Source organism: Streptomyces sp. NPDC052101, assembly GCF_040680235.1.
GTDB lineage: Bacteria > Actinomycetota > Actinomycetes > Streptomycetales > Streptomycetaceae > Streptomyces.
Genome location: NZ_JBFAWH010000001.1, coordinates 829,890 through 845,406 on the forward strand (window position 1 = coordinate 829,890; position 15,517 = coordinate 845,406).

At 72.2% G+C, this 15,517-nt stretch carries 2 protein-coding genes; both read right to left on the minus strand.

The genetic code is table 11. The features are described 5' to 3' along the window. Positions 1 to 3: 3 nt before the first annotated feature. Positions 4 to 7,713 (minus strand): amino acid adenylation domain-containing protein, encoded by a 7,710-nt coding sequence (locus AB0L75_RS03515; RefSeq protein WP_365174719.1) that lies wholly within the window; start codon positions 7,711 to 7,713, stop codon positions 4 to 6. 5 nt (positions 7,714 to 7,718) lie between these two features. Then, a complete protein-coding gene (locus tag AB0L75_RS03520; protein ID WP_365174721.1) occupies positions 7,719 to 15,491 on the minus strand; it encodes an amino acid adenylation domain-containing protein in 7,773 nt (2,590 codons plus the stop codon). Positions 15,492 to 15,517 lie beyond the last annotated feature (26 nt).

Consider the following 15,517-nt stretch of genomic DNA (forward strand, 5'->3'; position numbering starts at 1 on the left):
GCTTTACTCCTCTACGATCATCTTGCGCAGACGGGGGCGACGGGGAGCGGTCGGTTGTTCCGACCACGGCGCGAGCGCGGCCACCGTCGGCAGGTCGAAGATCTTTCGGATGGGTATCTCGATCCCCATCTCGGCGCGGATGCGGCTGATCAGCCGGGTGGCGAGCAGGGAGTGCCCGCCGAGCGCGAAGAAGCTGTCGTCGATACCGACCCGGTCCAGGCCGAGCACCTCGGCGAACAGCCCGGCCAGGGCCTCCTCGCGGGGGTTGCGGGGCGCGCGGTAGGCGGTGCCGGCGTACTGCGGCTCGGGCAGCGCGGCCCGGTCCAGCTTGCCGTTGGGCATCAGCGGCAGCCGGTCCAGGAGCACGAAGGCGGACGGCACCATGAACTCGGGCAGCCGCTCGGCGACGAACCGGCGGATCTCGTCGGAGTCGGTCTCCCCCGACGGCACCGCGTACGCGACGAGCTGCTTGCTGTTGCCCGCCGCCTGCCGGGCGATGACGGCGGCCTGGGCGACCTCGGGGTGCGCGGTGAGCGCGGCCTCGACCTCGCCGGGCTCGATACGGAAGCCGCGCACCTTGACCTGCGCGTCTCCGCGGCCCACGTACTCCAGCTGACCCTCGCCGTTCCAGCGGGCCAGGTCACCGGTGCGGTACATGCGCGAGCCGGAGGGGCCGAACGGGTCGGCGACGAAGCGCTCGGCGGTCAGCTCGGCGCGGCCCTGGTAGCCGCGGCCCACGTTGCCGCCGACGTACAGCTCGCCGACCGCGCCCGGCGGCACCGGAGCCAGGCCCGGACCGAGGACGTAGGCCCGCATGTTGCCGAGCGGGGTGCCGACGGGCGCGCTGCCCGCCTGGCTCCGCGTCTCACCGGAGACGGTGTAGGTGGTGGCGTAGAACGACTCGCTCTGCCCGTAGGCGTTGACGACCCGGACGCCCGGGAAGGCGCCTCGCACCTTCTCGATGAGCGACGAGGGCAGGGCCTCGCCCGCGAAGACGACGGTCTCCACGCTGGTGCGGCCGGAGATGTCGTCGACGAGTTCGGCGAAGGCCGAGGGCACGGTGGAGATGACGCTGCCGCTCCAGCCCTTCCGCTCGCCGAGGACCAGGACGTCCCGGACCAGTTCGACGACGCCTCCGGTGGCGAGGGTCGTGACGATCTCGAACACCGAGACGTCGAAGTTGATCGACGTGCCCGCGAGGAGCCGCTTGCCCTGCTCCATGCGCACCGTGGAGGCGAGCCGCAGCACGCCGTTGACCACGTTCGCGTGGGTGATGGCGACGCCCTTGGGCTTGCCCGTGGAGCCGGAGGTGTACATCACGTACGCCAACTGCTCCGCGTGGACCGGCAGTTCGAGCCCGTCTTCGTCACCGGACAGGTCGAGCGTGTCCAGGAGGACGTCCGGGGCGTCGTGCTCCGGCAGCACCGCGACGGTCGCGGAGTCCGTCAGGACGAGGTGCGGCCGCGCCTCCTTGAAGATGGCCGCGAGGCGGTGGCTCGGGTACTTGGGGTCGACCGGCAGATACGCGCCGCCCGCCTTCAGGATCGCGAGCAGTGCGACGACCAGGTCCGCCGAGCGGGGCAGCGACAGCGCGACCACCGACTCCGGGCCCACACCGCGTCCGGCCAGTTCGCGCGCCAGGCGGACCGCCCGGGTGTCCAGCTCGCGGTACGTGAGCGTCTCGCCCTCGCTGACCACGGCGACCTCGTCCGGGGTCCGCGCCGTCTGTGCCTCGACGAGCCCGTTGATCGTGACGTCCGGGGTCGGTACGGCCGTGTCGTTGAACTCGGCGAGCAGCCGGCCGCGTTCGGCCGGCTCCAGGACGTCGACCTGTGCGACCTTCAGCCCGGGGGTGGCCGCCAGCTGCCGCAGGACGCGGACGAGGCGGGCCGCGAGCAGCTCCACCCGGTCCCGGCCGAAGACACCCGGCGCGTACTGGAGGATGAGCTGGAGGTGCGGGTCCACCGCCGCCATCAGGGCCAGCGGGTAGTTGGTCGCCGTGGACGGGCGGAGGCCGGTGAAGGCGATCCCGTCCGCGGCGTCGGTGGCGGCGCTGATCCCCTCCCGGTCGATCGGGTACGACTCGAAGACGACCAGCGTGTCGAAGAGGGACTGCAGGCCGACGGACTGCTGGATCTGGGTGAGCCCGTAGTGGTGGTGCTCCACCAGACCGGCCTGCCGGCTCTGCAGCCGGGTGAGGACCTCGGCGAGGGTGTCGCCGGGCGCGTACTGGACGCGTACGGGAAGGGTGTTGATGAAGTTGCCGACCATCGAGTCGACGTCCGTCACCGCGGGCGGGCGCCCGGAGACGGTGGCGCCGAACACCACGTCCTGGCGGCCGGTGAGCTGGCCGAGCAGCAGCGCCCAGGCACCCTGCACCAGGGTGTTGACCGTGACGCCCAACTGGGCCGCACACCGGGCCAGTTCGACCGCCTCGTCGAGCGGGAGCGGGACCTCGACCTCGGCGATGCCCTCCTCGCCGGTGTCCGCGGCGCCGGGTACGAGCAGGGTCGGCTCCTCGACCCCGTCGAGTTCGGCCGCCCACACGCGTGCGGACTCCTCCTCGTCCTGCTGGGCGCGCCAGGCCAGGAACTCGCCGTAGCCGCGCGTGCCGGGCAGACCGGCGGGGTCGCCGTGGGACGCGTAGAGCAGCAGCATGTCCCGCATCAGCAACGGCATGGACCAGCCGTCGAGCAGCACGTGGTGGCAGGTCATCACGAGTTCGGCGCGGCCGGGCTCCAGGACGACGAGTGCCAGCCGGATCAGCGGTGTGGTGCCCACGTCGAAGTGGGCGGCCCGGTCCTGGGCGAGGAACCGCTCGAAGGCCTCGGTCCGCTCCGCCTCGCCGACCGCCGTCAGGTCGAGGTGCTGCCAGGGCAGGGTCGCCCCCGACGCCGTCACCACCTGCACGACGTCGCCGTCGCTCCGGTTGACGAATGCCGCGCGGAGGTTGGTGTAGCGATCCAGCAGTGCCTCTCCGGCCCGGCGCATCCGGTCCGGATCGACCGGGCCGGAGAGGTGGAACACCAACTGCATGTGGTACGGGTCGAACGACGTTCCAGCCAGCATCGTGGTGTGGAACAGCATCCCGGACTGGGCCGGGGTCACCGGCCATATCTCGGTCAGCCTGCCGAACCGGGCCTCCCAGGTGTCGATCTCGTCCTGGCGCACCTCGATCAGGGGGGCGTCGGTCGGCGTCAGCCCGCCGGCGTCAGGTGTCGCGGCGTGCCGGGCCAGGGCGGTGAGCGCCTGGACCCACAGCCCGGCCAGCTCGGTCACCTCCTCACGGGTGAGCACACCGGTGGGGAAGGCGAAGTAGGCGGTCAGCTCGTCTGCGCCGGTGGCGGTGGCGGTGGCGACCGCGTTGATCTCCAGGGCCGACAGCACCGGCATGTCCTCGTCCGGCGCGGCGATCAGGTCCTGGTGCGTGGTGTCCGGTGCCCAGCCCAGGCCACGCAGGTCCTCGGGGATGTCCGCACGGGAGGTCCGGCCGAGGTAGTTGAACCCGATCTGCGGTTCCCGTTCCGCGGCCAGCACGCCGGCGGTCTCCGGGTTGAGGTGGCGGAGCAGGCCGTAGCCGATGCCGTTGTCCGGCACCGCCCGCAGCTGCTCCTTGACGGCCTTGACGGCCCGGCCGGCGGCCGGACCGCCGGCGAACGCGTCCGCCACGTCGATGCCGGCCAGGTCGAGGCGGACCGGGAACAGCGAGGTGAGCCATCCGAGCGTGCTCGACACGTCCGCGCCGGGCACCACGTGCTCCTCCCGGCCGTGCCCTTCCCTGCGCACCAGCGCCGAGGAGCCGGACACGCCCCGCGTCCGGCGCCAGCGGGCCAGCGCCAGCGCCAGTCCGGTGAGCAGGCCGTCGTCGGCACCGGCACGGAACACCGAGGGCAGCACGTCCAGCAGGGTCTGGGTGACCTCCGCCGGCACCTGGACCCGCACCGTGTCCACGGTGGCCGCGACATCGCGCGTCCGGTCCAGCTCCCGCGCTCCCAGCACGGGCTCGTCCCCGCGCAGGATCTCCTGCCACACCGGCAGTTCCGCCACGCGCTCCGGACGGGCCGCCTCGTCGACCAGGGCATGCGCCCACCGGCGCAGCGAGGTACCCGCCGCCGGTTGCGGGGTGCGGCCCTCCCGGACCCGCTGCCAGGCAGCGATCAGGTCCGGGACCAGGATCCGCCACGACACCCCGTCGACGACCAGGTGGTGCAGCACGATCAGCAGCCGGTCCACCCCCGTGCCGGAGGTGAACCACACGAACTGCGCCATGACGGCCGCGTCCGGGTCCAGCCGGCCCGCGGCCGCGTCCAGCTCGGCGTTCACATCGGCGCCGTCGCCGGGGACTTCCCGCAGCAGCGGGCCGGCGTCCACGCTGCCGGGCGGCTCGATCCACAGGCCCGGCCGCGCCCGGTCGTACCGGGAACGCAACGCGTCGTGCCGGTCCAGCACGGACTGCACGGTGGCGAGCAGCCCCGCACGGTCGACGCCCTCGGGCAGGGTCAGCATCCCGGCCATGGAGAACCGGCCGATGTCACCGCCCAGCGCGAGCACATGCGCCGCCATCGGCGGCAGCGGGACCCAGCCGACGCCGCCACCGGGCAGCTCGGCCAGGGTCAGGCGGTCCTCCTCCTGCCCCTCGACCAGTTCCGCGAGCCGGGCGACCGTGCGGTGCTCGAAGATCTGCCGCACGCTGACCGCCATGCCGCGGGCCTTGGCCCGCGCGACGACCTGGACGGAACGGATGCTGTCCCCGCCGAGTGCGAAGTAGTCGTCGTCGATGCCGACGCTCTCGATACCGAGCACTTCGGCGAACAGCGCGCAGAGGGTCTCCTCACGCTGGTTGCGCGGCGCGCGGCCGGTCGAGACCTGGGCGTAGTCCGGCACCGGCAGCGCCCGCCGGTTCAGCTTCCCGTTCGGCGTCAGCGGGATCTTGGCCAGCGGCACCAGCGCGGAAGGCACCATGTAGTCCGGAAGGCGCCCGCGCACGTACTCGGGCAGCTCGGCGAGCAGCGCGCTGATCCCGTCCGGCCGGTCGGCCGCCTCAGCGTCCGACTCGGGCACCACATAGCCGACGAGGCGCTTGTCGTCCTGCTGGTCCTCGCGCACCACGACCACGGCCTGTGCCACACCGGGGTGCCCGGCCAGCACATGTTCGATCTCGCCCAGCTCGATCCGGAAACCCCGGACCTTCACCTGGAAGTCGCTCCGTCCGACGTACTCCAGCCGGCCGTCCCTGCTCCAGCGCACCAGGTCGCCGGTGCGGTACATCCGCGCACCGGGAGGACCGAACGGGCAGGCCACGAACCGCTCCGAGGTCAACCCGGGGCGGCCGAAATAGCCCCGGGCCAGGCCGTCGCCCGCGATGTACAGGTCGCCCTGCACCCCACGCGGGACCGGGCGCAGCACGGAGTCGAGCACGTACACCTGGGTGTTGCCGATCGGCGCCCCGATCGTCACGCCCGCTCCGGCCTCGACGGCCGCCATGGTCGACCAGATCGTCGTCTCGGTCGGGCCGTACACGTTGGACACCTCGGCGGCCTGGTCGGCCAGTGTCTCGGCCAGCCGGGTCGGCAGGGCCTCGCCGCCGACCAGGACCCGCAGGCCCTCGGCGGCGCCCGGCTCGTGCGTCACCAGCATCTGCCAGAAGGCCGGAGTCGCCTGTACCGCGGTGACCTCGTGGCGGCGCATCACCGCCACGACGGCCGACGGATCGGAAAGGGTGTCCTTGCCCGCGAGCACCACCGCCGCTCCGGAGACCAGCGGGAGGTACAGCTCCAGTGCCGCGATGTCGAACGACACCGTGGTCACCGCGAGCAAGCGGTCCGCGGGCGACAGCGGGACCCGTCGGCCCATCGTGGCCAGGAAGTTCGCCAGCGCGCCGCGCGGGACCGCGACACCCTTCGGGTTCCCGGTCGAACCGGAGGTGTAGATGACGTAGGCGGTGTTCTCCGGCGCGACGTGCACCGCCGGCGCCGACTCCGCGCATGCGGCGTCATCGGCACCGGCGCCGGCCAGCGCGTCGGCGTCCAGCACGAGCGCCGGGCGGGAGTCCTGAAGGATGTAGTCGATCCGGGAGCGCGGGTGGTCCGGGTCGATCGGGATGTACGCCGCACCCGTCTTCAGCACCGCCAGCAGCGCGACCACGAGGTCCGTGGACCGGGGCAGGCAGACGGCGACCAGCGACTCCGGCCGCACGCCGCGACCGATGAGCCAGTGCGCGAGCCGGTCGGCCCGCGCGTCCAGCTGCCCGTAGGTCAGCGACTTCTCCTCGCCGATGACGGCGAGCGCGTCCGGTGTCGCCTCCGCGTGCCGGCGCACCGTCTCCACCAGGCCCGCGTCCAGCGTCGGCTCGACCGTGTCGTTCGCCGTGCGCAGCAACCACTCCTGCTCGTCCCCGCCGAGCACGTCGACGTCTGCGGCACGCACACCCGGATCGGCGACCGCCTGCTCCAGGATGCGCACGAAACGGTCGACGATGTCGACGGCCGTGCTGTGGTCGAACAGCTCCGTCGCGTACTCCAGCCGCCCGTGCGCGCGCCCGGTCGCGTCCGGGACGATGTTGAAGTACAGGTCGTACATGGCCGTCTCGGTGCCCGCCGGGACAGGTGTGACCCGCAGTCCCGGCATCTCGATCTCCGGCCACACGAACTGCCAGGCCAGCATGACCTGGAACAGCGGTGTGTACGCGGTGGAACGCTCCAGGTTGAGCAGCTCCACCAGCCGCTCGAACGGGACGTCCTGGTTGTCGTACGCGGCGAGGGACTTGTCCCGCACCTGCTCCAGCAGTTCGCCGAAGGACGGGTTGCGCGACAGGTCGGCGCGCAGCACCCAGGTGTTGATGAAGAACCCGACCAGATCGGCCAGCGCCTCGTCGGTGCGCCCCTCGATCGGGCTGCCGATCGTCACGTCCTCGCCGCCGCCCAGCTTCTGCAGCAGCACCGCGAGCGCGGCCTGGGCCACCATCGGCGCCGTGGCGCCGCGGTCGGCGGCCAGCTTGCCCAGCCGGGCGACCAGTTCGGGTTCCAGCTCGAAGGAGACATGGCCGCCCCGGTGGCCGGCCACCGTCGGCCGCGGCCGGTCCAGCGGCAGCTGCAGCGGCTGCGGCACCTCGGCCAGCTCCTGGCTCCAGTACGCCAGTTGCTCCGCGGCCACGCTCTCCGGGTCGTCCTCGTCGCCCAGCAGCTGCTGCTGCCACAGCGTGTAGTCCTTGTACTGCACCGCGAGGGGTGTCCACTGCGGCGCACTCCCCCGGTGGCGGGCGGCGTACGCCGACATCAGATCCCGCAGGAAGGGCGCCATCGACGACCCGTCCGCGGCGATGTGGTGGAACACGAACACCAGCACGTGCTCCTGCGGGGCGACCCGGAAGACGGTCGCCCGCAGGGGGAGGTCCGTGTCCAGCTCGAAGCCCCGGGACGCGAGTTCGTGCAGCGCGGCGTCCACCGCGTCCGCGGCCATGTCGACCACCGGGACCCGGAGGTCCGCCTCCTGCGGGGTCAGGACCCGCTGCTCCGGCGTTCCGTCCGCGTCCTCCACGATCAGGGTACGCAGGCTCTCGTGCCGGGTGACGACATCCGTCACCGCCGCGGCCAGGGCCGCCGTGTCCAGCGGCCCTTCCAGGCGCAGCACGAACGGGATGTTGTAGGTCGCGGACGGGCCCTCCAGACGGTGGAGGAACCACATCCGACGCTGGGCAAAGGACAACGGGATCATCGACGCTACTCCTGCACGTTCATCGGTCGCAGCTGGGGGCGCTTCGACGTGGCCAGCTTCTGGAGCTGAGCCGCCAGCTGGGCGACGGTCGGGTTGCGGAACACCGTCGTGACCTTCACGTCGACGTTGAGCTCGCTGCGGACGCGGCCGGTCAGCCGGGTGGCCAGCAGCGAATGCCCGCCATGGTCGAAGAAGTCGACGTCGATGCCGACTTCCTCCACACCGAGCAGCTCGGCGAACAGCCGGCAGAGGACTTCCTCGGTGGGGTTGCGCGGCCCTCGGCCGGTCGCGGCTTCCGCGTGGTCCGGTGCGGGCAGCGCGTTGCGGTCGAGCTTCCCGCTCGGTGTCGTGGGGAACGCGGCGAGCGGCACGATCGCCGAGGGGACCATGTACTCCGGCAGATGCTCCCGGACCAGGTCCGTCAGGGCCGCGATGTCCAGCCCGCCCGCGTCCGTCCCGCCGTTGCCCGGCACCACGTACGCGACGAGCCGCTGGTCATCGGCGCGGTCCTCGCGCACCACGGCCACCGCGCTGTCGACGTCCGGGTGCGCGGTCAGCGCCGACTCCACCTCGGCCAGCTCGATACGGAACCCGCGGACCTTGACCTGGTAGTCGGACCGCCCGATGTACTCGACCTGGCCGTCCTGGTTCCAGCGCACGACATCGCCGGTGCGGTACATCCGGGTCCCCGGCGCGCCGTAGGGGCAGGCGACGAACCGGTTCGCGGTCAGCGCGGTCTGCCCGAGGTAACCCCTCGCCAGGCCGGCGCCGGCCAGATACAGCTCGCCGGCGACCCCGGGCGCGACCGGACGCAGGTCCGTGTCCAGCACGTACACCTGGGTGTTCCAGACCGGTGCGCCGATCGGCACCCGGTCCGCGCCCGGCACGTGCTGCCACGCCGTGACCTCCACCGACGCCTCGGTGGGACCGTACAGGTTGTGCACACCGCAGTCGGGCAGCACGTCGGTGGCCCTGTTGGCCAGCGCCGGCGGGAACGCCTCGCCCGCGACCTCGATCCAGCGCAGGCTGGTGCACTCCTTGGCCGAGGGCTCGGCGAGGAACGCCTCCAGCAGGGAGGGCACGAAGTCCGCGCCGGTCACCCGCTCCCGCCGGATCAGCTCGGCCAGATACGCCGGGTCGCGGCGCCCGTCCGGACGCGCGATCACCACAGCCGCACCGACCTGGAGGGGGGCGAACAGCTCCGGCACCGACACGTCGAAGCTCGCCGACGTGCTGAGCAGCACGCGGTCCTCGACGCCGACGTCGAAGTGCGCCAGACCCCACTTCAGCCGGTTCATGATCGACCGGTGCGCCACCTGCACGCCCTTGGGGCCACCGGTGGACCCGGAGGTGTAGATGACGTACGCGGCGTTGTCCGGCGACAGCGCGCGCTCCGGCCGCACCACCGGGTACCCGGACACGTCCGGAAGCTCCTCGTCGAGCACCAGCAGCGGCTTGGCACTGTCCAGCACGTGCCGCACCCGGTCCTCGGGCAGGTCGGTGTCCACCGGCAGATACGCCGCACCCGCCTTGCCCACCGCGTAGATCGCCACCATCAGGTCCACGGAACGGGGGATCCGCACCGCGACCAGCTGTTCGGGGCCCGCACCCTGTTCGACCAGCCAGTGCGCCAGCTGATTGGCGCGCCGGTCGAACTCCCGGTAGGTCAGCGTCTCCTGCTCGCCGATCAGTGCCACGCGATCGGGGTCGCGCTCCACCTGAGCCTCGAACGCGCCGGGCAGAGTGTCCGCGGCCACCGGATGCGCCGTGTCGTTGACCCGCCGCACCAGCCAGTCCCGCTCGTCCTCCGCGAGCACCTCGACGGCACGCACCGGCACCGTCGGGTCGTCGAGCAGCTGCTCCAGCACCCGGACGAGGCGGGCGGCGATCTCCTCGGCCGCGTCGCGGTCGTAGAGGTTGTTCTGGTAGTCGAGGGAGAGCCTCAGGTAGGGGTCGGAGGCGTTGAGGGTGAGCGGGTAGTGCGAGCCGGCGAACGGCCGGATGGCGTCGATCGTGAAGCCCGCCGAGAGGTTCGCGTCGACCATGCCCTCACGGTCGACCGGGTAGTTCTCGAACACGACGATCGTGTCGAACAGGGCGGGCAGCCCGACGCCGCGCTGGATGTCGGCAAGGCCGTAGTAGTGGTGGTCGAGCAGAGCGGTCTGCCGGTCCTGCAGCTCGGTGATGACCTCGCCGAAGCTCTGGTCCGGCCGGCAGAACACCCTGGTCGGCAGGGTGTTGATGAACAGGCCGACCATTTCGTCCGAACCGAGGAGATCGGCCGGGCGACCGTTGACGGCGGCGCCGAACACCACGTCCTGCTGTCCGGTCAGCTTCGAGACCAGGATCCCCCACGCGCCCTGCAGGAGCGTGTTCAGCGTGACCCCGAGTTCCGCGGCGCGCCGGGCGAGTTCACGTCCCTTGTCGATCGAGAGCGGTACCTCGACCCGCCCGAGGGCGGACGCCGCCTCCTGGACCGGGGCGTTCGGCGCCACGAGGGTCGGCTGGTCGAATCCGGCCAGCTCGGCGGCCCACCGGGCGGCCGACTCCTCCCGGTCTCGCGTGGACAGCCAGGCCAGGTAGTCGCCGTAACTGCGCACCGGGGGAAGCTCGTAGGTCCCGGAGTACAGCCGGATCAGGTCCGTGATCACCAGCGGCGACGACCAGCCGTCGAACAGGGTGTGATGCGCCGTGATGATGAGCTTCGCCTGCTGCGGCCCGCAGCTGAGCAGAGCCAGGCGGATCAGCGGCGGCCGGGTGGGGTCGAGCTGGGCGGCCCGGTCCTCGGCGAGGAAGGTGTCGAGCGCCGCGTCCTGCTCGGCCTCGGTCCGACCGGTCAGGTCGATGTGCCGCCAGGGCAGGGCGACATGCTCCGCCACGACCTGCACCGGATCGCCGCCGGCTCCGGCGAGGAACGCGGAGCGCAGGTTCGGGTACCGGTCGAGCAGTGCCTGCCCGGCCGACCGCATGCGCGCCGGGTCCACCTGCCCGGACAGATGCAGTACGAACTGCATGTGGTAGACGTCGAAGGAGCCGTCGGCGAGCGCGGCCTGGAACTGGATCCCGGACTGCCCCGGGGCCTGCGGCCACACCTCGACCAGGCGGCCGTAGCGCTGCTCCCAGGCCTCGATCTCGTCCTGCCGCACCGAGACCAGCGGGGCGTCCGAGGGCGTCAGCCCGCCGGCCTCCGGCTGTGCGGCGTGCGCGGCCATGCCGTGCAGCACCTCGACCCACAGCTCGGCCAGTTCGGAGGTCCGCTCGCGGGACAGCACCCCGGTGGGGAACATGAAGGCCGCCTGCAGCCGGGTGCCGTCGGCGGTGTCCGTGGCGACCGAGTTGACCTCCAGCGCGGACAGCGCCGGCAGGTCCGGGTCGGGCGCCGGGATCAGCTCGGTGGACCAGGACGCCGGTCCCCACCCGTCGGCACGCAGGTGCTCGGGCACGTCGCTGTCGGAGATCCGGCCGAGGTAGTTGAAGCCGATCTGCGGCACCGGGTACTCGGCGAGCTGCGAGGCGGTCTCCGGGTTCAGGTGGCGCAGCAGTCCGTAGCCCACGCCCTTGTCCGGGACCCCGCGCAGCTGCTCCTTGACCAGCTTGACCGCCTTACCGGCGGCGGGGCCGCCGGCCAGCACCTCGGCCAGGTCCACCCCGCCCACGTCGACCCGGGCCGGGTACATGCTGGTGAACCATCCGACGGTCCGGGAGAGGTCGGCCCCGGGGACGACGTCCTCCTCACGGCCGTGTCCCTCCAGGCGGACCAGGGTCGAGCGGTCCGCACCGGCCCACCGGTTCACCGCCAGGGCGAGCGCGGCGAGCAGCACATCGGTGCCGGTGCCCTTGACCGCCGCGGGCAGCCTGGTCAGCACCGCCTCGGTGACCTCCGCGGGCAGCTCCACCTGCACGGTGTCGACCGTGGACCACACATCCACCGCCGGGTCGAACGCCCGCGCGCCCAGCGGCGGGTTCGGCGCGGCGAGCAGGTCCCGCCAGTACGCCAGTTCCGCCTCCCGCTCCGGGGTCAGCGCCTCCGTCTCGAGCGCCGACGCCCAGCGGCGGGCCGACGTGCCGACCGCGGGCAGCTCGGGCTCCTTGCCCAAGCGGACCTGCTGCCACGCCTCGGCGAAGTCCGACATGAGGATGCGCCAGGAGACACCGTCCACCACCAGGTGGTGCAGCACCACCAGCAGCCGGCCCGCACCCGAGTCCGCGGCGAACCAGACGAAGTCCGCCATGGTCCCGGCCTCCGGGTCGAGCCGCCCGACCGCGTCGTCCAGCTCCGCCTTCGCCGTCCGCAGCGAGGACGGCTCGTCCCACCGGTCGTCGCAGGCGACCCGGCGGATCAGGTCCGCGGCCCGCACGGTGCCCGCCGGACGCACGACGAGGGACAGCTCGTCGCCGCGCACCAGCTGCGCGCGCAGCAGGTCGTGCCGGTCGAGCACGGCGTCCAGCGTCGCGGCCAGCCCGTCCGCGTCGATGCCGGCGGGGAGTTCCAGCGCCATCGCCATGGCGAAACGGTTCGTCCCGCCGCCGTGCTCGAACACATGCCGCGCCACCGGCTGCAGCGGCATCGGGCCCACGCCGCCGCTCTCATCCTCCGCGAGCACGGGCACCCGGTCCTTGCGGGCGGCGGCCACCTCGGCCAGCCGGGCCGCCGTGCGGCACTCGAAGATCTCCCGCGTGGTGAGGTCCAGGCCGCGGGCCCGGGCCCGCGCGACCACCTGGATCGAGCGCAGGCTGTCCCCGCCCACCGCGAAGAAGTCGTCGTCGACACCGACCCGGTCCACACCGAGCACGTCCGCGTACGCCGCGGTGATGACCTTCTCGGCCTCGGTACGCGGCTCCCGGTAGGCCTCGCCCAGGAACTCCGGTTCGGGCAGCGCCGAACGGTCCAGCTTGCCGGTGGGCCCGAGCGGCATCCGGCCGAGGGCCACGAAGGCCGACGGCACCATGTAGTCGGGCAGCCGGGCCGCGACGAACTTGCGCAGCTCGGCGGACGAGGCTCCGGCCAGCACATCCACATCGCCGATGCCACCGGCGCCGTCGTCACCGACGGCTCCCTCGCCGGTGTGCACCACGTACGCGACGAGCCGCCGCCCGCCCGAGGGCACCTCCCGGCTGATGACCACCGCCTGGCTGATGCCGGGGTGCTGCAGGCATGCCGCCTCGACCTCGGCGGTCTCGATGCGGAAGCCGCGCACCTTCACCTGGCCGTCGGCCCTGCCGACGCACTCCAGCCGGCCACGCGCGTTCCAGCGGGCCAGGTCGCCCGTGCGGTACATCCGCTCGCCCGCGGGGCCGAACGGGTTCGCCACATAGCGCTCGGCGGTCAGGCCCGGGCGGCCGTGGTAGCCGCGGCCGAGGCAGGTCCCGACGACGTACAGCTCACCGATCACGCCCTGCGGCACCGGGGCGAGTCCCGGGCCCAGCACGTAGGCACGCATGTTGCCCAGCGGGGTGCCGATCGGCGCGACGTCGTTCTCCGCCCACTCCTCGGACGCCGCGAGGGAGAACGTGGTGGCGTAGAAGCTCTCGCTCTGCCCGTAGGAGTTCACGACCTGCACCCCGGGCAGGGCCTCACGCACCTGCTGCACCAGTCGGGCCGGGAGCACATCGCCCGCGAACACGACCGTGCGCACGTCGGTCGCCTTCTCCAGGTGACCCACCAGTTCGCCGAGCACCGAGGGGACCGCGCTGATCACATGGCCGTCCCAGCTGTCCCGCTCGCCGAGCGCCAGCGCGTTCGGCACCACCTCGGCCGTGCCGCCGGTGGACAGGGTGGTCAGCAGCTCGAAGACGGAGACGTCGAAGTTCACCGAGGTGCCGGCCAGCATCCGCCATCCGGGCGGTGCGTCGAGGACGCGCACCAGCTCCTGCACGCCGTTGACGACGTTGCGGTGGGTGATCGCCGCGCCCTTCGGCTTGCCGGTGGAGCCGGAGGTGTACATCACGTACGCCAGGTTGTCCGGTCCCAGCGGCGCGATCCGGCCCGCGTCGTCCAGCGTCCCCGTGGCCGGGTCCCACTCCGCGCGGTGGTCGAGGTTGATGCTCGCCATGTCGTTCTGCGGCAGGTCCTGCGAGGTCGCGGTGTCGGTGACGACGAAACGCGGGCGTGCCTCGGACAGCACGCTCTCCGCGCGCCCGCCGAGGTACTGCGGGTCCATCGGCAGGTACCCGGCACCCGACTTGAGGATGCCGAGCAGGCCGACCACCAGGTCCTCCGTGCGCGGCAGCGCCAGCACCACCAGGTCTTCCGGCCCGGCACCGCGCCGGACCAGCTCCCACGCGACGCTGTTCGCCCGGTCGTCGAGTTCCCGGTAGGTCAGCGTCCGGTCGCCGCACACGATCGCCTCGGCGTCCGGCGTCCTGGCCACCTGCCTCTCGAACAGGGCCGGGACCGTCAGCTCGGGCACCGCTGTGGCGGTGTCGTTGAACCGGTTGAGCAACAGGTCCCGCTCGGCCGCGTCGAGCACGTCGATGCCGCCGATCCGGTGCCCCGAGTCGGCCACGAGCCGGCCCAGGACGCGGACGAACCGGTCCGCGATGGCCTCGGCCGTGTCCCGGTCGAACAGGTCGGCGACGTACTCCAGACGGCACTCGGCCCCGCCCGAGTTGTTCGGGAGCATGTCGAAGAACAGGTCGAACTTGGCCGTCTGGGTCTCCAGCTTCACGGCCTCGACACCGAGGCCGGGGAGTTCCAGATCCGGCACGGGGGGCTGCCAGGAGAGCATCACCTGGAAGAACGGGTGGTAGGCGGTGGACCGGTCCGGGTTCAGCAGCTCCACCAGCCGCTCGAACGGCATGTCCTGGTTGTCGTACGCGGCGAGGGACGTGTCCCGCACCCGCTGGAGCAGCTGGCGGAAGGTCGGGTTCCCGGAGAGGTCGATACGCAGCACCCAGGTGTTGACGAAGAACCCGATGAGGTCCCGCAGTTCCTCGTCGGTGCGCCCCGCGATCGGTGCGCCGATGGGCACGTCGTCACCGCAGCCGAGGTGGTGCAGAAGGACCGCCAGCGTGGAGTGCATGACCATGGAGACGGTGGTGTCCGCCTGCGCGGCCAGCTTCTCCACGGACCGGAGCAGGTCGGGGTCGATCGAGAACCGGACCAGATCGCCGCGCTGGCTCATCACCTTCGGGCGCGGGTGATCGGTCGGTATGGCCAGCGGCTGTGCCATGTCGGCCAGCGCCTGCCGCCAGTACTCCAGCTGCTTGGCAGCCATGCTCTTCGGATCGGACTCCTCACCGAGCAGGTCCCGCTGCCACAGCGTGTAGTCCGCGTACTGCACCGGGAGCGGCTCCCACGCCGGGGCCATGCCCTCACTGCGGGCCGCGAAGGCCGTGGTGAGATCGCGGAACAGCGGCCCGAAGGACTCGCCGTCCACGGCGATGTGATGTGCCACCAGGACCAGGGTGTTGTCCTGCGGTCCGCAGCGCACCAGCCTGGCGCGGATCGGGATGTCGGCGGCCAGGTCGAAGCACTCGGTGGCCACCGCGTCGACCGCCGCGGCCCGCTCCTCCTCCGTGACCTCGACGACCGGCAGGTCGAACGGCTTCTGATCGGAGGGCAGCACCTGCTGGTGCGGGACCCCGTCGTCGTCCTCGACGATCACCGTGCGCAGGGCCTCGTGCCTGTCGATGACATCGCGGAGCGCCGCCTGCAGCGCACTCACGCTCAGCTCACCGGTCAGCCGCAGGGCGAAAGCGCCGTTGTAGGTCGGCGACGGGCCTTCGAACCGGTCCACGAACCACAGCCGGCGCTGCGCGAACGACAACGGGATCATTGTGTCTCCAAATCGGCAGAGCTACC